Origin of the sequence: Muricauda sp. MAR_2010_75, assembly GCF_000745185.1 — a bacterium.
Lineage (GTDB): Bacteria > Bacteroidota > Bacteroidia > Flavobacteriales > Flavobacteriaceae > Flagellimonas.
On sequence record NZ_JQNJ01000001.1, the window covers coordinates 3,133,163 to 3,153,876 of the forward strand.

The 20,714-nt window shown below is 43.0% G+C and carries 20 protein-coding genes; 17 read left to right on the top strand and 3 right to left on the bottom strand.

Annotation, left to right across the window (positions count from 1 at the left end; all coding sequences use genetic code 11):
* Positions 1–177: 177 nt before the first annotated feature.
* Together FG28_RS20830 and FG28_RS14045 are read left to right on the top strand one after the other, a co-directional pair.
* Positions 178–321: a hypothetical protein gene (locus tag FG28_RS20830; protein WP_197062604.1), complete on the top strand. Its 144-nt coding sequence runs from the start codon at positions 178–180 to the stop codon at positions 319–321.
* Positions 322–552: 231 nt separating this feature from the next.
* Positions 553–2,889, top strand: coding sequence for a TIM-barrel domain-containing protein (locus FG28_RS14045; RefSeq protein WP_051947350.1), 2,337 nt, complete (start codon positions 553–555; stop codon positions 2,887–2,889).
* Positions 2,890–2,891: 2 nt separating this feature from the next.
* Here the strand turns inward: FG28_RS14045 and FG28_RS14050 are convergent, their stop codons facing one another.
* The gene (locus FG28_RS14050) at positions 2,892–3,872 is read right to left on the bottom strand and encodes a GlxA family transcriptional regulator (RefSeq protein WP_036383789.1); all 981 of its coding nucleotides are present in this window, start codon (positions 3,870–3,872) and stop codon (positions 2,892–2,894) included.
* A 111-nt stretch (positions 3,873–3,983) separates the two neighbouring features.
* Here FG28_RS14050 and FG28_RS14055 point away from each other — a divergent pair, with 111 nt between their 5' ends.
* The 15 genes from FG28_RS14055 to FG28_RS14130 all read left to right on the top strand — a co-directional run bounded on the left by FG28_RS14055 (position 3,984) and on the right by FG28_RS14130 (position 16,199).
* Positions 3,984–4,388 carry a VOC family protein gene (locus FG28_RS14055; protein WP_036383792.1) on the top strand — a complete coding sequence of 135 codons (405 nt, stop codon included), beginning with the start codon at positions 3,984–3,986 and terminating at the stop codon, positions 4,386–4,388.
* Positions 4,389–4,405: 17 nt separating this feature from the next.
* Positions 4,406–4,771, top strand: coding sequence for an iron chaperone (locus FG28_RS14060; protein WP_036383795.1), 366 nt, complete (start codon positions 4,406–4,408; stop codon positions 4,769–4,771).
* A gap of 36 nt (positions 4,772–4,807) precedes the next feature.
* A complete protein-coding gene (locus tag FG28_RS14065) occupies positions 4,808–5,716 on the top strand; it encodes a VOC family protein (protein ID WP_036383798.1) in 909 nt (302 codons plus the stop codon).
* Positions 5,717–5,737: 21 nt separating this feature from the next.
* Positions 5,738–6,115 (top strand): DoxX family membrane protein, encoded by a 378-nt coding sequence (locus FG28_RS14070; protein ID WP_036383800.1) that lies wholly within the window; start codon positions 5,738–5,740, stop codon positions 6,113–6,115.
* A gap of 11 nt (positions 6,116–6,126) precedes the next feature.
* Positions 6,127–6,543 (top strand): SRPBCC family protein, encoded by a 417-nt coding sequence (locus tag FG28_RS14075; RefSeq protein WP_036383804.1) that lies wholly within the window; start codon positions 6,127–6,129, stop codon positions 6,541–6,543.
* Between the two features lie 45 nt (positions 6,544–6,588).
* Positions 6,589–6,807: a hypothetical protein gene (locus FG28_RS14080; protein WP_036383808.1), complete on the top strand. Its 219-nt coding sequence runs from the start codon at positions 6,589–6,591 to the stop codon at positions 6,805–6,807.
* 114 nt (positions 6,808–6,921) lie between these two features.
* Positions 6,922–7,443, top strand: a complete 522-nt coding sequence (locus tag FG28_RS14085; RefSeq protein ID WP_051947351.1) for a DUF5004 domain-containing protein — start codon at positions 6,922–6,924, stop codon at positions 7,441–7,443.
* Between the two features lie 313 nt (positions 7,444–7,756).
* Positions 7,757–8,206 carry a DMT family transporter gene (locus FG28_RS14095; RefSeq protein WP_081894395.1) on the top strand — a complete coding sequence of 150 codons (450 nt, stop codon included), beginning with the start codon at positions 7,757–7,759 and terminating at the stop codon, positions 8,204–8,206.
* Between the two features lie 24 nt (positions 8,207–8,230).
* Positions 8,231–9,175, top strand: a complete 945-nt coding sequence (locus FG28_RS14100; protein ID WP_036383815.1) for a sugar phosphate isomerase/epimerase — start codon at positions 8,231–8,233, stop codon at positions 9,173–9,175.
* A gap of 117 nt (positions 9,176–9,292) precedes the next feature.
* Positions 9,293–10,765 carry a CoA-acylating methylmalonate-semialdehyde dehydrogenase gene (locus FG28_RS14105; RefSeq protein WP_036383818.1) on the top strand — a complete coding sequence of 491 codons (1,473 nt, stop codon included), beginning with the start codon at positions 9,293–9,295 and terminating at the stop codon, positions 10,763–10,765.
* A 10-nt stretch (positions 10,766–10,775) separates the two neighbouring features.
* On the top strand, positions 10,776–11,807 hold the full coding sequence (locus FG28_RS14110) for an SMP-30/gluconolactonase/LRE family protein (RefSeq protein WP_036383820.1): 1,032 nt from the start codon (positions 10,776–10,778) through the stop codon (positions 11,805–11,807).
* Positions 11,808–11,824: 17 nt separating this feature from the next.
* Positions 11,825–12,895: a zinc-binding dehydrogenase gene (locus tag FG28_RS14115; protein ID WP_036383822.1), complete on the top strand. Its 1,071-nt coding sequence runs from the start codon at positions 11,825–11,827 to the stop codon at positions 12,893–12,895.
* A gap of 25 nt (positions 12,896–12,920) precedes the next feature.
* Positions 12,921–13,676 carry an SDR family NAD(P)-dependent oxidoreductase gene (locus tag FG28_RS14120; protein WP_081894397.1) on the top strand — a complete coding sequence of 252 codons (756 nt, stop codon included), beginning with the start codon at positions 12,921–12,923 and terminating at the stop codon, positions 13,674–13,676.
* Between the two features lie 54 nt (positions 13,677–13,730).
* Positions 13,731–15,812, top strand: coding sequence for a transketolase C-terminal domain-containing protein (locus tag FG28_RS20190; RefSeq protein ID WP_051947357.1), 2,082 nt, complete (start codon positions 13,731–13,733; stop codon positions 15,810–15,812).
* Between the two features lie 6 nt (positions 15,813–15,818).
* Entirely contained in the window at positions 15,819–16,199 is a 381-nt protein-coding gene (locus tag FG28_RS14130; protein ID WP_036383827.1) for a cupin domain-containing protein, read from the top strand.
* A gap of 109 nt (positions 16,200–16,308) precedes the next feature.
* Here FG28_RS14130 and FG28_RS20195 read toward each other — a convergent pair whose 3' ends face one another.
* Both FG28_RS20195 and FG28_RS14140 read right to left on the bottom strand, forming a co-directional pair.
* Positions 16,309–18,225, bottom strand: coding sequence for an FG-GAP-like repeat-containing protein (locus FG28_RS20195; RefSeq protein ID WP_197062605.1), 1,917 nt, complete (start codon positions 18,223–18,225; stop codon positions 16,309–16,311).
* Between the two features lie 27 nt (positions 18,226–18,252).
* Positions 18,253–20,583 (bottom strand): PQQ-binding-like beta-propeller repeat protein, encoded by a 2,331-nt coding sequence (locus tag FG28_RS14140; RefSeq protein WP_051947360.1) that lies wholly within the window; start codon positions 20,581–20,583, stop codon positions 18,253–18,255.
* Positions 20,584–20,714: the final 131 nt, after the last annotated feature.

Below are 20,714 nucleotides of genomic sequence, written 5' to 3' on the forward strand. Positions count from 1 at the left end.
CCCCGAGCTAGGGGAATGATAAACGATATCAAGTTCAATTTGTCCTATCATCAGCGTCAATTTCTGTTTTTTTTGCGTCAAGGGTTGGGGGATAGATTTAGTAAGTTAAAGTAAATCCAGAATGGATAGCGTTGCACAGTTGTGCAGCGGATAATGAAATTTGAAAAATAAAAGATTATGAGCAGGACAGTAGACAAAAGAAAATTTAAGAGAAAAGTAAAACAGAGTGATCCCACTAACCCAACAGGGAATACCAATATCGATACTAACACCTATGATATTGACGAAAAAACCATTAAAGACCAACAAAACAAAAAATAACCGTTTAAAGGTCTAAAGCAAAAAGCCCCAATGCAACACATTGGGGCTTTTTTATGGAAAAAAATCCCACAGTATTGATGACCTTCAGCAAAACATTATGGTTTTAATTCTCTGAGACTTGATATAATATTAACGGACTATGAACCTATATTCTCGAGTTTGCGGTTCATCTGATGGTTATTTGGGTTAATCTTCTATATTTAATACATCCGACACAAAAAAATAACAACTATGTTCAAGAATTTTTTGGCCAATCAAAATGGGAAATTTGCTCTTGTACCGTGCATTATTCTTTGCATGATTTTTGGGTCATGTACCCAGCCTCAACCCATTACCACAATGGGGCAACCTGCCCAACTTCAGATTGGGGCAGCCGGAAATCATGCACTTCGAGTAACCCTGAAACCACAGGAGTATGATATGGAATCTTATGGGCATATTGTTTTTGAGGATAAAAAACAGACGAAATACGCCATTGATGTCACTGAGTTCAAGGGTACATTGACTAAAAGCATAAATGGATTGGAGGTCAACGTTTCTGGAAATCCATTGACAGTCACTGTTAAAAATAATATGGGTGATTTGGTGCAAGAGCTGGTTTTTGAGGCTGAAGGAAATGTATCGTTTGCCATAGATGAATCTCCCATTCTTGGTTTGGGTGAAGGTGGTCCAAGACCCGAAAAAGACACCAACTGGAGGGAGGATTCCGTAGAATATGACCGAAAAGGAAGATTACACAAAATGCTTCCCCGTTGGCAGGCCAATGCCTATGGCTCCCGAAACCCAGTGTCCATGTTGGTCGGAACAAGAGGTTGGGGGCTGTGGATGGTCACCCCTTGGGGGCAGATTGATTTGACCAATGACACTAAAGGAATTTATTCCCCATTTACGCCAGAAGAAGGCTATTATGTGCAACAGAACCAAAAAAATCAGCATGATAATACCGGAAAAGGCATTCCTCCCAACTATGTGAAGGGACTTTATGATGTGTATGTCTTTGATGCCCACGATCCAAAGGCATTGATGAAAGATATGAGTACTCTTAGTGGTCCAGCTGTAATGCCTCCAAAATGGACCATGGGTTATATGCAATCCCATAGAACATTGGATACAGATAAAGAAATGGTTGCAGTTGTGAACACATTCCGTGAGAAGGAAATCCCCATGGATGCCGTAATCTATCTGGGTACCGGTTTCACTCCTGTGGGATGGAACAAGGAACAGCCTTCATTTGAATTTAACCCCGAAGTTTTTAAAAGATCACCCCAAACGGTAATTGATGAAATTCACAATGAAAATGCCAAAATGATATTGCATGTGGTACCGTGGGATAGGGACAAACTACCAACATTACATGGTTCAATACCACCCAAAGTAGGTGAGAAAGTAGATAGTTCCCATATCTTGACCCATTGGAAAGAGCATGTACCCTTGATGAACATGGGAATTGATGCATTTTGGCCCGATGAAGGGGATTGGTTTAATCTGTTTGAGCGGCTGGAACGGCACAAAATGTACTACCAAAGACCATTGCACACCAAGCCAAATGTGAGACCGTGGAGTTTGCATAGAAATGGGTATTTGGGGATTGCACAATGGGGTGGTTGGATTTGGTCCGGGGACACCGATTCTTCATGGAAGACCTTGGAAGCCCAAATTGCTGTGGGCATCAACTCTTCCATGAGCTTGTCACCTTTTTGGGGTTCAGATATTGGAGGATTCTATCCCAATGAGGAATATACTGCAGAATTGTACACCAGATGGTTTCAATTTGGTGCTTTTTGTCCCTCATTCAGGTCGCATGGCAGAACATGGTGGACACATCTTCCATGGGGATGGGGACTAAGTGAATTGGGACCGTTGGAGACGAAAACACCACCTTTGGCTTCAGAACTTAGCAATGACAGTATAGAACCCATAACCAAGGCGTATTCCGAACTTCGATACCAATTGTTGCCCTACAATTACACCCTGGCTTGGGAGGCACGGCAAAAAGGGCTGCCCATGATGAGATCGCTCTGGCTACATTATCCAAATGACAGCAAGGCAAAGAGTGTTGGGAATGAATATCTATGGGGTGAAAAAATGCTTATAGCCCCCATTTTTGAAAAAGGGGCGACGTCAAGGGAGGTTTACCTTCCAGAAGGGCATTGGTACGATTGGTGGACCGGAAAATTGGTAGAAGGTGAAAAAACCGTCCAAAGAGAAGTAGACTTGGCCACAATGCCAATTTACGTCAGTGCTGGAGCCATTATACCAATGGATCCCATCAGGCAATATACTGAGGAGGAAGTAGATGCACCCACAACCTTAAAAATATGGACAGGAGCCGATGGAACATTTGAACTATATAGCGACGATGGTAAAAGTCTGGATTATCTTGAGGGTGAATATGCGATCACCAAGTTTCAGTGGAACGATGCAGATAGAATTTTGACCATTGAAGATGGTAAAGAAGACAAGCAGAACAATAGTCCAAAAAGAGAATTTATGGTGGAATTGATGCCCAGTGGTGAAAAAAAGCCCGTCAGTTATTCTGGCGATGCAGTAGAGGTTAAATTCCAATAAATTTAATAGGAAATAAGGTCTTTGTTGTATTTGTTCCTGTATTCAACAGGGGTGAGGCCGGTTATTTTTTTAAACACGTTTCTAAAAGCTTTGGAATCGGTATAGCCCACATCGAACATAACCTCTGAAATGTTCTTTCGAGTCGACTCAAAACTTCGTTTGGCCGCTTCAACCTTTACCCGTTGCAGGTATTCGATCACCGTATTGTCCGTTGCTTGTTTAAACCGGCGTTCAAAACTTCTTCGGCTCACGGCAACTCGTTGTGCAAGGTCATCCACAGTTATTTTTTCCTGATAGTTTTTTTCAATGTATTCCTGCGCCTGTTTTACGGCCTCGTCGTTATGGTCCTTTTGCCCACGGAACATCATAAAAGCAGCCTGACTGTTCCTGTCAATATCAATGGCAAAATATTTGGAAGCCAAGATGGCAGTATCACGGTCCGTGTATTTTTCCAATAGGTAAAGTAGTAGATTCCATAGTGAGTGGGCCCCGCCACTGGAGTAGATTCCATTTTCTTCTGTTATAACCCCACCATCTACCACTTCAACATCGGGAAATTGCGCTTTGAATTCAGAATAAAAAGCCCAATGTGTTGAGCATTTTTTACCATTTAGAAGTCCTGTTGAAGCCAATAAAAAGGCACCTACACATAGGGAGGCGACTTCGGCACCCTTGGCATGTTGTTCTATGATCCAGGGAATCGTTGCCTTATTCAGGGAAAGAGCTGTATCCATACTCCCAAATAAAGGGGGAACAATTACCAAGTCCGCTTGTTGGGCATCTTTTAGGAGGACATCCGCAGTAATGGAATAGGCCCCATCCTGAATGCGGACTTCTTTGGTTTGCCCTACCATTTGCACTTTAAACAGCGGGTCTTTTCCGGCGGCCTGTAAAAATTGATTGGCTGTTGTGAATAGATAGCGAGGACCAGTGACCCCTGAGGCCACAGCAGTTTCGGGAACTAAGATGGATATTGTTTTCACAATCCAAATGTAACAAAATACAGTGGCGGAATCAACCCGTGAAATCGCCGTTTTTACACCCTATAATTCTGTATTGGGATTACCAAATTTGTAAAGCATGAAACTAAAAGGATGAATCAGATCATTACATATCTTACATTTAATGGTAATTGTAAAGAAGCGATGGAATTTTACAAGGAATGCTTGGGAGGGGATTTAAAAATTGAAACGCTTGAAGATACTCCAGAAGCAAAAAAGCTTCCCAAGGATTTTAAAAAGTACGTAGTGCAGGCCTTGCTCAAAAAAGACAACATGCTTTTGATGGGTACCGATATGGCCAATGATGAATTGATCAGGGGAAATTCCATTTCAATTCTTGTAGATGTCCCCAATGCAGCCCAGATCCAAGAATATTATAATAATCTGAAGGAAGGTGGAATAAGCACGTATCCTTTGGATAAAACCCACTGGGGAGATTTTTTTGGCGGCTTGGTCGATAAATATGGAAATCAGTGGTTGTTTCACTGCAAACAATAACAACTAAAACTCATGATATGGACAAAGTGAAATATAAAGCGGTGGATGCTTATTTTCAAAATGTACCACCACATGCATTGGAACGGATGAACACTATTCGCCAAGCATTGAAAACTATTGCTCCCTTGGCCCAAGAGGTCATCAGCTACAACATGCCAGCGCTTAAATATCATGGAATCTTGGTGTATTATGCCGCTTATGAAAAACATATCGGATTCTACGCCATTCCATCAGCACATAAAGCTTTCAGCAAAGAACTTTCCAACTACAAAACGGGAAAAGGCTCAGTACAATTTCCAAATGACCAACCGCTTCCGTTGGATTTGATCAAGCGGATGACAGCATATCGATACAAGGAAAAACAAGACGAATTAGCCTCCTGAGGTTGACCAGCAACACAAATCATTAAATTAACAAACATGAAAACAATCAAAAAACAACAGAAAATCACGCCATTTTTATGGTTTGATGATCAAGCGGAGAAAGCGATAAACTTTTACGTGTCCCTATTTCCCAATTCCAAGATCAATTCAATGAAGAGATGGCCCAAAGGCGGTCCGTTTCCATCAAACACAATCCAAACCGGAAGTTTTGATCTTAATGGGGTAACCTTTCATGCTTTTGATGCCGGACCACAATTTCAGCTTAACCCATCCATTTCATTTTTTGCGCTTTTTGAAACAAAAGAAGAAGTTGATACCATATGGGAAGGATTAAGTGATGGCGGAAGGGTGTTGATGCCTTTGGATTCGTATCCTTGGAGTGAACATTATGGATGGGTCACTGATCGCTTTGGAGTTTCTTGGCAAATAATGCAGGGAAATCCCAACGACGTAAATCATTCCGTTGTTCCCTTGCTCATGTTTTCGGGTGACCAACAGGGCAATGCCGAAAAAGCAATTGAGCAATACATTTCCATTTTTTTAGATTCCAGTTTGGAAGGAATATCACGATATGAAGCCACTGAACCAGGCCCGGAAGGGATGGTAAAGCACGCCCAATTTACCTTGGCAGGACAAACCTTTATGACCATGGACAACGGGACCGATACGGATGTTCCTTTCAACGAGGCCATTTCATTATTTGTAAACTGTAAAGATCAAAAAGAAGTGGACCATCTTTGGAACGAACTCATCAAAGATGGCGGAAGCGAGTCCCAATGTGGTTGGCTAAAGGACAAATATGGGGTGTCTTGGCAAATAGTTCCAGAATTCCTTTTGGAAAAAGTGGCCCATGGTGACCCGTCTAGGGTACAAAACATGATGGCTGCCCTGTACACTATGCAAAAGCTGGACGTACAACAGCTTGAAGAAGCATACAACAAATAAATAACCATTAAAATCATCACAATGAAAAAAAAGATTTTATTCGTTCTTGCCCTACTTTTTGGGCTTATGTTCACCAACGCAGGTTTGGACAAGTTTTTCCACTATATGCCCATGCCTGAGGAAATGCCAGAAGAGTTGGTCAGTGATTTTCAGGCATTCATGGAGATAGCTTGGTTACTGCCCTTGGTCGCTCTTGCAGAATTGGTGGGTGGCATCCTTATAATTATACCCAAGACCAGAGCTTTGGGAGCCCTTATTATTTTGCCGGTCATGGTGGGGATTTTACTGGTAAACACAGTGGTAAATACCAGTGGATTGATCATTGCCTTGGTGCTGGCCGCCATTTTGGGCTGGATCATGTACGAGAATAGAGATAAGTATAGACCAATTTTTGGATAAATTATGATACTATGGCACACAGTAAGATTAAAATCGACGCCACAATAAATGCGAACCTTGAAAAGGTTTGGGAATGCTGGACTCAGCCGGAACACATTACCCAATGGAACTTTGCCTCGGAAGATTGGTGCTGTCCGCAGGCTAAAAATGATCTAAGGGTGGGCGGGAAGTATGTTGCCCGAATGGAAGCCAAAGACGGCAGTTTTGGATTTGACTTTGAAGCAGTCTATGATAAAATCATCCCTTTGGAAAAAATATCATACACCATGACGGATGGGCGACAGGCAATCACCATTTTTGATGAAATGGGAGATACCACCCAAGTCACCACAACGTTTGATCCCGAAGACCAAAACCCATTGGACATGCAAAGAGAGGGTTGGCAGGCCATTTTAAACAACTTTAAAAAGTATGTGGAACATCTGTGATCGTAGATCCCGCTTTTTTGGGAGACAACTAAATTAAGATAGGTAATGGTTGAAGTTTTCCAAACGAGTGTAGCAAAAAGAAAGGTGGCCAAAAAGCTTTTGGAACAGCTCCATATTATGTTTCCTGATTTTACCTTTAATTTTGATTTGGAAGATTGTGATAATATCTTACGGGTGGAATCCGCAAAGGGTGGTATTGATTCGGAACCCATTATAGAGGTGGTTCAAGGCCACGGCCACCATATTAAGGTTTTGCCTGATTGATTCTGGATAAGTTCAACCCCTAAACGGTAGATTTGAAAAAAAATCCGAAGATTTGATGCAACCTTCTGGGGTTTGTTACATCAAACTAGAAACCTTAAAATTTTGATTTTTACTATGAAGCGAATAATTTTCAGTATCGGTACATTGCTTATGATGGGTGGATTTATGACATCGTGCAGTACAGATGATGGTTCTTCTGATTGCCCCGAAGATTTTACCGGAGCGTTGGAGGCCAATGAACAGAAACTGGTTGGGGAATGGGTGCTTACAGCTATTTTTGCAGATGAAGCTGTGGATATTACCGATGATGACCAAGATAATCCAAGTACCGATCTTTTTGCACAATACGGAGAATGCCAAAAAGATGGAGTTTATACTTTTAATACCAACAGGACATACACGTTTGAACAAGGACTAAATGGAACAAATTGCCAAAATTCAGGTACTTTTGATGGTACTTGGCAATTGTCATCAAACACCTTGAGTTTTGTGGATGCATGCATTCAACAAAATTTGACCCTAACTTTTAATGGGAGCGAAACCAGCTTTTCGTTTTCCGATGATTTTAATATTACGGATATCAGCGGAAATACCATCCAAGTAAACATCACTTTCACCTATAGTTTGACTCCTTAACCTAAGAAAGAATAGTAATAGTATACTGATGCTCCACCCAAAAGTGGAGCATTTTTTTTATCAAAATCCCCCACCTTTTAAATTGTCCAATAAGTAGGTTCCAATATTTATCCTTATGCCGTTGCCTCAGTAATTTGAAGTCAAAATCAAAAAGTTGATAATTATTGCCCAAAAAAAATAGGAATGTCGGTATCATTTTAACGATTTCCCCCTTATATATAATGAAGGCGGTTGAGGCTATAATGTGACTTGCCAAAACAGAAACGCTTTAGAAACACGAGTTAGAATCGATACCAAATAATATTAATCTAAAATGAAAGCAAAAATGTACCTATATGTTTTAATGCTGCTACTAGGCGTTGTGTTGGCAGTTCACCTAGCGATGAACTCACAAGTAGGATTAACCTTGAACAACCCACAGATGGGAAATGCCATCTTTTGGTGTATTGGCGCGGTTACCGCTGTAATTATTGGCCTTACCCAATGGGAGCCAGAAGTATTTTCCCGATTAAAGGATGTTCCCCTATGGCTATTGACTGCAGGAGCCATTGGCGCAGCATTGGTTTTTGGAATTGCATGGATCATTCCGCAGATAGGTGCAGCCCCGGCATTTTTGTTGATGATTGCAGGGCAGGTCATTGCCGGTATGGTGATGTCGCACTATGGTTTTTTGGGTGCTCCGGTTGAACCCATCTCGATTACCAAAATTTTGGGGGCACTCATGTTGATAGGAGGTGCTGGATTGGTTACTTTCTCCAAATAGAAGAAATATCAAATAAAAAATGTTATGCGTAAATCGAATGAATTTTCCAGACGGGATTTTATAAAAAAGAGCAGTGCGGTAGGTCTTGCTGCGGTGACATTGCCCAATATGGACTTCATCAATAGCTTGGAAATCAATGAGCGATTCCAGATAGGGGCCACCTTTATTCTTTGGGGATATGGTCTGGATAATTTGGAACCTGCTTTACAAGAAATGAACCAATTGGGCTTCCATTGTTTTGAGACTTTCGGTTGGACCATTCAAGAAATGGAAGATAAGGGCATCCGGTTGGAAGATGTAATTGCCAAAAACAATATTCCCATCCGTTCTGCTTTTTGTATGACTGATGTGCTTGACCCATCCCCATCAAAACGGAAGGAAGAGTTGGCAAAATTGACCAGTTGGGCCAAGCTGTTGAAAAGGGCAGGCGGTACCTTGGTGGAATACTGCCCATCATCCATAGACCGAAAAGGTTATGATTATAAGGAGCACAAGAAAACCATGGTGGAGGCGATGAACGATTATGCCAAGGCGGTGACAGACCTTGGTCTTACGTGCGCATTGCATCCACATACAGGAACACCCATTGAAACCGAAGAGGAAGTGTACTTCATAATGGAAAATGTGGATACCACCTATATGAAATTCGGCCCTGATGCCGGGCAATTGGAAAAAGGGGGCGCGGACCCGGTTAAAATCTTCCGGGATTTTATGCCGTTGATAGAACATGTACACCTTAAGGACTATGAAGGTGGAGATAATGGCTATTTGGGATATGCTCCTCTGGGTGAAGGCCAGGTTAAAATCAAGAAACTCTTGAAAATGCTTGAAAGGGGCAGGGATAAGATGGTAGGGGATATCATGTTTGAGTTGGATTATGACAACAAAATAAAGCCGGCATATTCCACCTTTGAAGCCGCAAAAATATCCCGGGATTATTTGGTGGACCTTGGATATAAATTCAGTTGAAATAGATAGGTTATCATAGACCGAAAAAATAAGTATAGACGAAAAACCAAAATCAAAATCAATAGAAAATATAAGGTTTCTAGATATGCATTTAGAAACCTTATTAATTAATGCTTTATGGAAATACTAAAGAATTATGTAGGCGGAGCTTGGGTGGCAAGTGCGGAGAAAAACACCACGGATGTAATTAACCCAGCATCACAGGAGGTTCTTGGAAAGGTGCCCTACGGGGCATCTACGGCCAAGGATGTGAACACCGCTGTGGAAATTGCTGAAAAAGCGTATAAAGAGTGGCGTGAGGTTCCGGTGATGACAAGAGTACAGCCCCTTTATAAGCTTAAGGCCTTGTTGGAGGAGCACCGAGAAGAATTGGCACAGACCATTACCAAGGAATGTGGTAAAACCATTGGCGAGTCCAGGGGAGAATTGCAACGCGCCATTGAAAATGTTGAGGTGGCCTGTGGTATCCCTACCCTTGGCCAGAGTGAGTTTTCCGAAAATATTGCGAGGGGTATCGATGAGTTTATGATTCGTCAGCCATTAGGGGTCTGTGCCTGTATTTCCCCATTTAATTTTCCAGGAATGATTCCGTTTTGGTTTCTTCCGTATGCCATTGCTTGTGGAAATACCTTCATCCTAAAACCTTCCGAGAAAGTGCCATTGACCATGATGAAGGTTTTTGAACTTATAGATCAATTGGACCTTCCCGAAGGTGTGGTCAATCTGGTACATGGTGGCAAGGAAACCGTGGATGGACTCTTGGAGCATTCAAAGGTAAAGGCCATCAGTTTTGTGGGGTCTACCCATATTGCTAAATATATTTACTCTAAAGGGGCCGCGAACGGAAAACGGGTTCAGGCCCAGGGTGGTGCCAAGAATCCTGTAATTATTCTCCCGGATGCTGATTTGGACATGTCTGTTAAGATTATTGCGGATAGCGTCTACGGATGTGCAGGGCAACGTTGTTTGGCTGCCTCCAACATCATCACCGTAGGGGATAACGGTAAAGTAAAAGAAGCCCTTTATGAAGCAGCAAAGTCCCGTTCAACAGGGTATGGTTTGGATGAAAGCGTGGAAATGGGTCCGGTGATCACCGCCGAAAGTAAGGCCCGTATTTCTGGATTGATCGATCAAGGTGTAAAAGAAGGTGCCAAGCTCTTATTGGATGGTCGTGATGCCAAAATTTCAGGTTTTGAAAAAGGTAACTTCATAAAACCCACTATCTTAGAGAATGTTCCTTTAGGGGGAGAGGTCATCAAGACCGAAATCTTCGGGCCGGTAATGAGTTTGGTGGAGTTGGACACCGTGGATGCCGCGCTCGACTTTATCAATAGTGGAAGATACGGCAACATGGCCTGTATGTTCACGAGCAGTGGGGCCAATGCACGTAAGTTTAGGAATCAGGCCAACGCAGGGAATATTGGAATCAATATAGGGGTAGCTGCACCTATGGCGCCTTTCCCTTTCAGTGGATGGAATGAAAGTTTCTTCGGGGATCTTCATGGACAAGGTAGGCATGCCATTGAGTTTTTCACACAGACCAAGATCGTCATCGAGAGATGGCCCAAAGAATGGTCCAGAAAATTTTAAAATCAACTACATGGCTAAATTCAAGGAAAACCCCATTCATGATTTTGAATTACTGAAATCAGATATAAAAACCATAGGAACCGATTTACAACGACCCGAATGCATTTTGGCAGAGCCCGATGGATTCTTATGGTCTGCTGATGCGAGAGGGGGAGTGATGAAAATTGCATCTGATGGAACCCAAGAATTGATTACCCAAACAGGGTCTGATTTTTTTGAGGCAGCAGATAGTGAAGCGACCAGATATCTGGAAGGGACCCTGCCCAACGGCTTGGCATTCGCTGATAACGGAGACATCCTGATTTCAAATTTCGGAACTGACCGTTTGGAGCGTATGACGCGAACAGGAGAAACAATAGTTCTGGCTGACACTATTGAAGGTGAGGAAATTGGAAAGGTGAATTTTGTGTTACGCGATTCAAAAAACCGGATTTGGATAACTATTTCCACAAAAACAAAGAATTGGATGCATGCCCTAAAGCATGACCTAAAAGATGGGTATGTGGCCCGATATGAGGATGGCGCTTTCCGAATTATGGCCGATGGGTTTGGTTTTACCAATGAAATCCGGTTCGATAAGAATGAGGAATTCCTATACATCGTTGAAACCACTGGAGGCTGTATTACCAGAATGCGGCTTACCGAAAATGGAGATTTGGTGGATAGAGAAGTTTTTGGACCCTCCAAATTGGGAAAAGGTGCTTGGCCCGATGGTATCGCATTTGACGCCTATGGAAATTTGTGGGGAACTACGGTGTATTCAGACAAGTTATTTGTGCTGACCCCGGAGGGCGATATGAAAACCCTATTGGATGAGGGAGATCCCACAAAAGTTGATGCATTGGAGAAGGCATTTTATAACAATAATGTTACCGAAGATGTGCTGTTTGCCACAGGTCAAGGGATTGCACCTTGGATGGCCAGTGTTACCTTCGGGGGACCAGATTTGAGCACGGTTTATATTGGTTCCCTGAAAGGCAAGAACATTCCCTATTTCAAATCTCCGGTACCAGGGTTGCCCATGGTTCACTGGAAAAAATAAAAAACAAAAGAAAATTTATGCAACTACCAAAAGAAATGAACGCTCTTGTCCTAAAGGGAGTAAGAGATTTTTCAATAGAAACTGTTCCCGTACCCGTACCAGATGCGGATGAGGTCATTTGTAAAGTGGATACCACTTTTATTTGTGGAACCGACCCTCACATTATCAATGGGGATTTCCCCGGATTTTGGCCTACCGGATTTCCATTTATCCCCGGCCATGAATGGTCAGGAACGATTGTACAAACGGGTAAAAAATCCGCTGAACTGGGTTGGAAAGAAGGGGATAGGGTCTGCGGGATATCGCACTGCGGATGTGGTTATTGTGAAATGTGTCAAAAAGGGCGATATAACATCTGCCTTAATTATGGGCATGAAGAAAAGGGCCATCGGCAGTACGGTCACTACACCCCAGGAGCCTATGCACAATTCATGCGGACTTCGGTAAAGAGCATCTTCAAAGTACCTGATGGTATGGACTTGGAATATGCCGCCTGTGTGGATCCATTGAGTATTGCACTCTATACGGTTGAAAGGTCGAGGCTGAAACCTGGTGACGACATCCTGATATTGGGAACGGGACCTCAAGGACTCATGGCCATTCTTTGTGCCAAAGCTTTGGGTGCTGGAAGAATTATTGCAGCCGGAAGCGGTGAACGACTCAAAAAAGCTGAGGAGTTGGGAGCCATTCCCATCGATTACCGAACCGATGATGTAGTTTCTGTTGTAAAAGATATGACCAACGGAAGAGGCGTCCCAGCCGTTCTGGAATGTGCAGGAACTGCAAAGTCCATCAATACGGCCTGTTTGGCTGCTGGTAAGGGTGGTGTGGTTTCCATGATTGGAATTCCGCATTCCGATCCTTCCCTCCCCATAAAACGGATGGTGTTGGATGAAGTGGAACTGGTGGGAAATAGGGCCAACCCAAATACGGCGCAACCTACCATAGAAATGTTGCTGAACAATAGAATTGATTTGAAGTCTTTGATGACGCATCGATTCGACCTAAAAGACTTTGCAACGGCACTGGACACTTTCGAAAACCGAAAAGATGGAGCCATTAAGATTGCCACAAAACCAAACGGATAAATACGAACATTAAAAAACAATACCCATGGATAGTAAAGTAATGATTGTAAGTGGTGGTGCATCCGGACTAGGATTGGCCGCCGCTGAAAAATTTGCCGAAAACGGATACAATATTGTGATTGTTGATATTGATCAAGAAAAAGGGAAGATAGCGGTCGAGAAAATAGCGGCTTTGGGTAAAGAAGCCATTTTTTGCTACTGTGACATTTCCAACAAGGAACAAGTGCAGGATGCCGCCAAAAAGACCAAAGAAAAATTTGGCAGGGCAGATGTATTGATCAACAATGCTGGGTTGGAAGTTCGCGGAAGTATTCTGCAATGCACCGAAGAAGATTGGGTGAAATTGTACAACATCAACCTTAAAGGAATTTATTACATGTCCAATGCCTTTGTTCCCATGATGGTAGAGCAGGGTGGAGGAGCCATTGTGAATACGGGTTCTATTCTCGGGTATAGGGCCGTTGGGGAACGTGCTGCCTATTCATCTTCCAAAGGAGCGATTGATACCCTAACCAGAAGCATGGCCTTAGACTTGGCCGAAAATAATATTAGAGTCAATTGTGTGGCCCCGGGAGCTATTGATACGCCTTTGTTGAGAGGCTCCATCAACGATTCACCAGATCCGGAAGAAACCGAAAAAGTATTGGGCGCTAAGAGTGTGTTCCACAGATTGGGTACTTCGCGGGAGGTGGCCAATGTGATGTATTTCTTGGCATCGGATGAAGCCTCCTTTGTAACGGGATCGACCTATTTTGTGGATGGTGGATGGTCCATGCTCTAAAAATTGACCAAATCCAAAGAAGGATAAACTAAAGATCTAAAGAAGAAGAAACGCGTGGTGTATTTAGAAGATAAAGATTCCCTTGTTAGAAAGGGCATTACACAATTACTGGAAATCAAAGATGCCGATATTCGGATGCTCAGTCTGTATCAATGTAGGCATGCCATAGACAATGCCATTCATATCGGAGGGGCTTTTTCGGCCACCATTCCCATGGTGGGCCTTTTTTATGGCGGAATCATAGATATTGATGTGGAGAACCCGACCTCAATTCAACAAGATCAATTTGTGTTGAGCAAAGGGCATGCAGTGGCCACATTGGCTTCCATCTATTCCGATTTGGGGTATTTCGACAAAAAGATATTGGAGAATTCCCGTTCTATTGAAAGTATTTTAAATGGGCATCCTGGTCCTTTATTGCCTGGAGTGCATTTAGCGACAGGTCCTATGGGTCAAGGCATGGGAGTTGCCCAAGGAATGGCCATCGCTGGGCAGCATTTGCAAAAGTTTGATGTGTTTGCCCTTACTGGTGACGGCGAACTGCAGGAAGGGCCTATTTGGGAAGCGGTCATGTATGCTGGTGCACAAAAGTTGGAGAATCTTTGTGTGATGGTTGATAACAATGGTGGACAATTGGATTCTGTTTCTCGATTACATTACCCTTACCACGGTTTAGGAGCAAGTTTTGCAAGTTTTGGTTGGAGGGTCATTGAGGTGGATGCAACACGCTATCATGCCGTGTACGATGCCTTGCATTTGTTCAAATACGGTGCAAGGGATGGTCGCCCCACGGCAATTATCTGTAAATCGACCAAAGGACATGGTGGTTTTTCGGACCAGATGAACAACCACAAGGCCAAAATCGACAATGTTATCCTTGATCAGGAAACAACCCAGCATGAAAAGGTCCGAAAAGAGCGGGTAGCCTATTTCTGCAATTTTTTTAATGCATTGGGAACCGAGGAAGGTCTAAGTGGAATTCAAGCCGTCATAAAAAAACATGCTGCCTCCATGGGATTGGAGTTGGTTGGAGGCAAGGAAATCAAAGCGGTGAAATCCAATCCTTCCAAAGTCAAAACCAAAAAGGCACCTATACGAGATAAGAAAATAAGCTACGATTCCAGTGCGCTTCCTACTTTGGAAAAAGGAAGTTCCCACGCCGCCCATAAGGTCATTGAGAGTGCCATGAAGGTTTTTGCCAAGGACTCACGGATTTTTTCCGTGGATTCAGATTTGGCGTCCACCAGTGGACTTCAGGCGGGGATTGGATTTGTGGATAAGGCAAGGGCGCATAATGCCGGAGTTGCCGAAGCCAATATGATGTTGATAGGGGAGGCCTTGGGTATATTGGGTTCCAATGTTTGGGTAAGCACCTTTTGTCCCTTCTTTGATTGGAAGGTATTGCGGAGAATAGCCGTTGGCCACCAAGAACGATTGGAAATCATTGCTGAAAAGGGCTGGCTCTCCGAAGGGCACGGTATTGACTATACCATGTTGGCCACCGCAGCGGATTTGGAAACACAATCCAATGGAGCTACCCACATGGGCAACGACGACGTGTTGGTCATGAATGAAACAGCGCATGTGAAAATCATCAATGTGTCCTGTCCACAGCAATTGTTGGGCATCATGAAATGGATCATGGAAGGAAATAAGGGAATCATCTACCTGCGAATCCTTCGAGCTCCTTCGAATGTATTATATGATAAGGATTTTACCTTCGAGTTTGGAAAGTCATACACCATAGCACCTAAGAAAAAAATTGATGCCTACATAGTGAGTAGTGGGAGAGGAGTATCAGAAGCTCTGGAAGCCAGTAAACTTTTGGAAAAAGACGGTTTGAGCGTTGAGGTCATCGATATGCCCTCTATTGATGCAGATACCATCCATACGTTGTATGAATCCGGAAAACCTGTTTTTATTGCAGAACAGAACAATGGTTTTATTTGGACACATTTCAGAAGGGTACTTTTTTCAACCAAGACAACTATTGATACGGCTAATTTGTATCCCATCAATTTGTCCAAAAATGGAGAAACAAACTATGTCCATTCCGGAACATATCCACAATTGGCAGCACATTTTGGTTTGGATGCGGCCAGTCTCAGTGAAACGATATCAAAAACATTAAAATAAGAAATCATGACCATATTGCATGAAAGTGAAGTAGAAGAGGTAAAACACCCAGGACGGTTTATGCGTTGGTTGGCCAATGAAGACTCCTTGCAAGCCAATAATCTTTCGGTGTGTGTCATTCGGGTAATGCCCGGAGAAGCGGTTAGACCGGCCCATTCCCATCCCAAAAGTGAGGAATTGATATACATTATCACCGGTTCAGGAAAAGTAATGATTGAAAACGAAGTGGGTGATGTAAGAGCGGGTTCCGCCATTCTTTTTGAACAGGGAAAGGTGCACATGCTCAAAAATACAGGCGATGTTGAAATGAAAGTCATTTGCTTTTTTGCGCCTGCCACATCCATTGATAACTACAAGATGTTCGAAGAGATTGATTTTCCTGAATAAAGAAAAGTTCAAATAATCAAAACAAAAAGAGAGGTTTTCACCTCTCTTTTTTACTTGAACTAAAAAAACTACTAACTCAACTAACTCCTACTGGGTTAATTTTACTTTTCTATTTCTTATTCCAAAATATATAGGTTCCGGTATTGGTGGACGTAAGAATATCCACAGTTCCGTTATTGTCCAAATCAACGGCATCCACCTCCGAACCCACTCCAGAACGATTGTGAATCAATTCTGGAACAAATCTTGCCCCTCCAGGAGCATTGGCATCCCGTACCGTCTTGTACCAATAGAGAACGGGTGCACCGTAGGTATCTGGATCATAATAATTGTCTAAATGTGTAAACAACCGCTTTCCTACAATAAAATCCAAAAGTCCATCATTGTCCACATCGGCCGAGGTGGCCCCATGAAGTTGGGAAAAGGTGACACCTCCTGCATTATCAAAGCCATAATCGTCGGCTATCATATGGCGGACAAAGCTAATTTCTCCATTGGTTCTTTTTTGCTCATACCATGCAAGCCCAAATCCATGGGAATTTAAATTGGCAACCACATCGAGTAATCCATTTCCATTTACATCGTAAACGGCCATGTGGCTACTTCCAATGTTGGTACTTCGCTTGCCATATCTTCCAAAAGCTACAGGGTGATATTTCCACGTCTTGGTGCTGTCCAATATTTCAGGTTGTTCCCACCAGCCCAATGCGTTTAGAATGTCCACTCGACCATCTCCATTAATGTCTCCAGTACCAATGCCATGTGCAAGAGCATGTCCTGCCTCCGATACATTGTACACGGTCCACGGTTTGGTTGGGTCATTTTTATCAGGTTTGGCATAGCGCACAAAGCCTTTGGCGCCATAAACCAATTCGGGTTTACCATCTTTATCAATGTCGGTGAACTCTGTAATCTCACTTTGGCCACCATCTGGAAGGACATTATAACTTTCCCATCGCTTGTGGGCTCCTTTTGGATTGATGTAGAGGGTAGTGGCAAATGCACTGGAAGCCACATCGGGCCAGCCATCATTGTTGAAATCGTATGCATCCTGAACACGATTGTAGGCAAACTCCTTGGAAGGGCCTGCGGCAATAGCTGGAAAGATTTCAATACGGTCAGTAAAGTCAGGTCCAAAATAAATATATGGGCCAGCTACAATATCTACTTCGCCATCTTTGTTGAAATCGGCGGTATCCGTTCCCCATGAATAGTACATATCACTAATAGGTTGAATTTTAAATCGGTCTGAAACCTTTTCCAACGGCGTGTTTTTGACGTATGCATCCTTGAGCATGATGTTCTTGAACTGCACTTTACCCTTGCCACCAATATAAAGTGCAACAGGGCCATAACCATCATTGTTGGTTTCTTCTCCCGTGGTTCCGCCCACTTCACCACCATCATTTAAAAAGGAACGGATGACATTCACGTCCATATATGCTTCCAACTGGTTCCATTCTCCTTCAACAAAGTCTGTGTTGGGTCGGGTCACCGGAAGGTCTTTAGGGGGTTCAGGTCTTGTATAACCTGAAAAGGAGTTCCCCTCTTCTTCTTTGATGGGAGGGGCTACGCGGTACCAAATTCCTCCTGCTCTTGCCAGTTTGGTACGACTTGTTTCACTCCCTTGGGTGTCAAAACTGATGTTATAAGGAGTTACCGACCCATCAGCTGAAATGCTAACCAAGACGGCATCAATTTTATCTCCTTTCTTCTCAAAACGAAATAGAAAACCAGTTTCCACAGTGCTTTCCCGTTTAATGGATGCCTGAAAAGAAACATCCTGAAAAGATTGGTCAAACAATAAAATTCCGGGTTTTGTGCCATTGACATTACCGGTAATTACACCATTGCTGGCCGACCATTGATTTTCTCCATAAGACTTCCATCGATCCAGTGTTGAACCCGAAAACAAGTAGTCTGGGAGAAAGGTAATAGCTTTTACGTCTTGTAGTTTACTCAAATCCTGTGCATGTACAATCGCTATCAGGAAAAAGAACCATCCAAGGATACTGTATTTTTTCATCTTCATTGTTTTAACTGCTTCTTAAAGTTAGTCAGGCAAAGCATACACTACATAACCACCCTGTGCATTTGGGTCTTCACCTTCCTCGGGTACACCTTCTCGACCAAATTTGATGGGAGTTGCTGCCGTTACCGCCAAATATTGTTTTCCATCCACTTCATACATGGCCGGTAAGCCTTCACTTCCTTTAGGAAGCTTGGATTTCCATAATTCCTCACCATTTTCTGCATCAAAAGCATAGACTCTGCCATCTTTTGAGGTTGAGAAAACCAAACCTGTTGAGGTAATGATCATCCCATTTCTTTGAGCTCTTAGCACACCTGTATTATCAAAGCCTTTTTTTAAGGCTTCAAGGTCTTGACCCAAGGGACGTTTCCATTTTACGGTACCGTCATTGAGGTCATACGCCATTATCTGGGACCAGGGCGGGCTAATAATATAAGGAAATTCCAAACCCCACTGGTATAGATATAGGCGTTCATGCTCCACTTCAACACCTTCAGGATATGGTCCGCCATATCTTCCAGGATTACCTTCAAGCACCCTGTCTTCAAGACCTCCCGGAGCCCCACCTGAAGCAACCACCGGGCCTTCTGTTGGACTCTCTTCACTGCTTCCAAACTGTGAGCTATATCTACTTGCACCATCTTCGGCTAAAAATTCATACAGATCCTCTATTTGTTTACTCGTTAAATCTGTAAAAGCAGGCATATCCCCTTGACCTGTCACGATAATATCCGTAAAGTCTTTTAAATTCATTCGTTCTTGTATATTGCTCAATGCTGGACCTACGAGTCCTTCACCTTCTTGTCCATGGCACGCTGCACAATTTTGAATGTAGGATCGGGCATTTCCAAAAAAGCTACCGATGTTGGCTGTTTTCGCCTCGATTTGTTCCAAGGTTAACAGCTTGTCATAGACCGATGGATAATCCAGCGCTATGATATATAATATGCCTTTATTGGGGTCTGCGGCTGTATTTCCCCAATTTACTCCGCCCACAGCACCTGGCATGGCCAAGGTTTCAAATTTATTGGATAGAGGCGTGAACAATCCTGTTTGAATACTGTCGCGTAATTTTCGGGCCCAGTCGGCACGTTCTTCTTTGGTAAGGAAAACTTCGCTGAGGTCATCTTCAGTAACCGCTAACCGCGTTGTAGGAGGCAGAACCGTAGGGATAGGCTGTGTGGGCCAAGCTTCTTCCCCTTCCACATGACTTGGAGGTACAGGTTTTTCTTCTATGGGAAATAAAGGATCACCGGTATGTCTGTTGAAAACATAGACCAATCCATTTTTGCCGACTACGGCAACAGCTTCAATTTCTTGACCGTCATGATTTACCGTAAGTAATTGTGGAGCAGAAGTCAGATCATAATCCCAAATATCGTGGTGAACCGTTTGAAAATGCCAGAGACGCTCACCGGTCCTGGCATCCAGTGCCAATAGCGAATTACCATAGAGGTTGCTACCAATTCGGTCTGCTCCATAATAATCAAAGGTGGGAGAACCCAATGGATAGAATGCGATTCCATTTTTTGCATCCACCGTAATTTCTCCCCAAACATTTACACCACCTACATACTTGTAAGCATCTTTTGGCCAAGTATCATACCCAAACTCCCCCGGTCTTGGAATGGTATGAAAGGTCCAAGCCAGTTCACCGGTTCTAACATTGTAGGCGCGCAAAAAGCCGGGAGTGGAAAGATAGGATTCCCCGGTTCCTGTTCCCAATAATATCAAATCTTCAAAGATTTGACCTGGTGTACCCGATTGTGCCCTGTTGAGGGTTTTTGCGTCCCTGTCCAGACCTTGTCTTAAATCCACCAAACCATTATCCCCAAAGGTGAGAATGGATTTTCCGGTGGTTGCATCGATGGCCTGCAGGTAATTATTGATTTGAAAAAGCAACCGTTTATCTTTTCCATCCTCGCTTTCCCAATAGTTGATACCTCTTCGGGCAATTCGGGATAAATTGGCGTGGATCCATATTTCTTCTCCAGTTTTGGCATTGAGGGCCACCAAAGAATTGTTTTTGGCAAGTACGTACATCACCGTGTCAACCACAATAGGGTTGAACTGGTAAATTTTGTTATCCCCACTGGGATAGAACCAAGCCACTTCCAAATCCTTTACATTAGATTTGTTTATTTGGCTCAACTCAGTATATTTTGATTGGTCATTTCCACCACCGTAATTTCTCCATGTTTTGTGTTGATTAATTGTAGCTGTACCTTTTTCGTAATCGGTGCATGCTGTGAAAAGACTTACGAGGGCTAAAAGAACGAGTGGTCCTATGGAAGCGAAGGAGATTTGCCAATCCCCAACTGTAGATGGAATAAAGATGATTTTTTTCTTCATGGTTTTTGTCCGGTCAAGGAATGACACTATGTTTTATGCTTTACTTTACTGTATTGGTTTAAAGGGTCGTAGATAAAATTACATCTATATAGCTCAGAAACATAGGGGTTGAAAGTTAATCTTCGATCGTA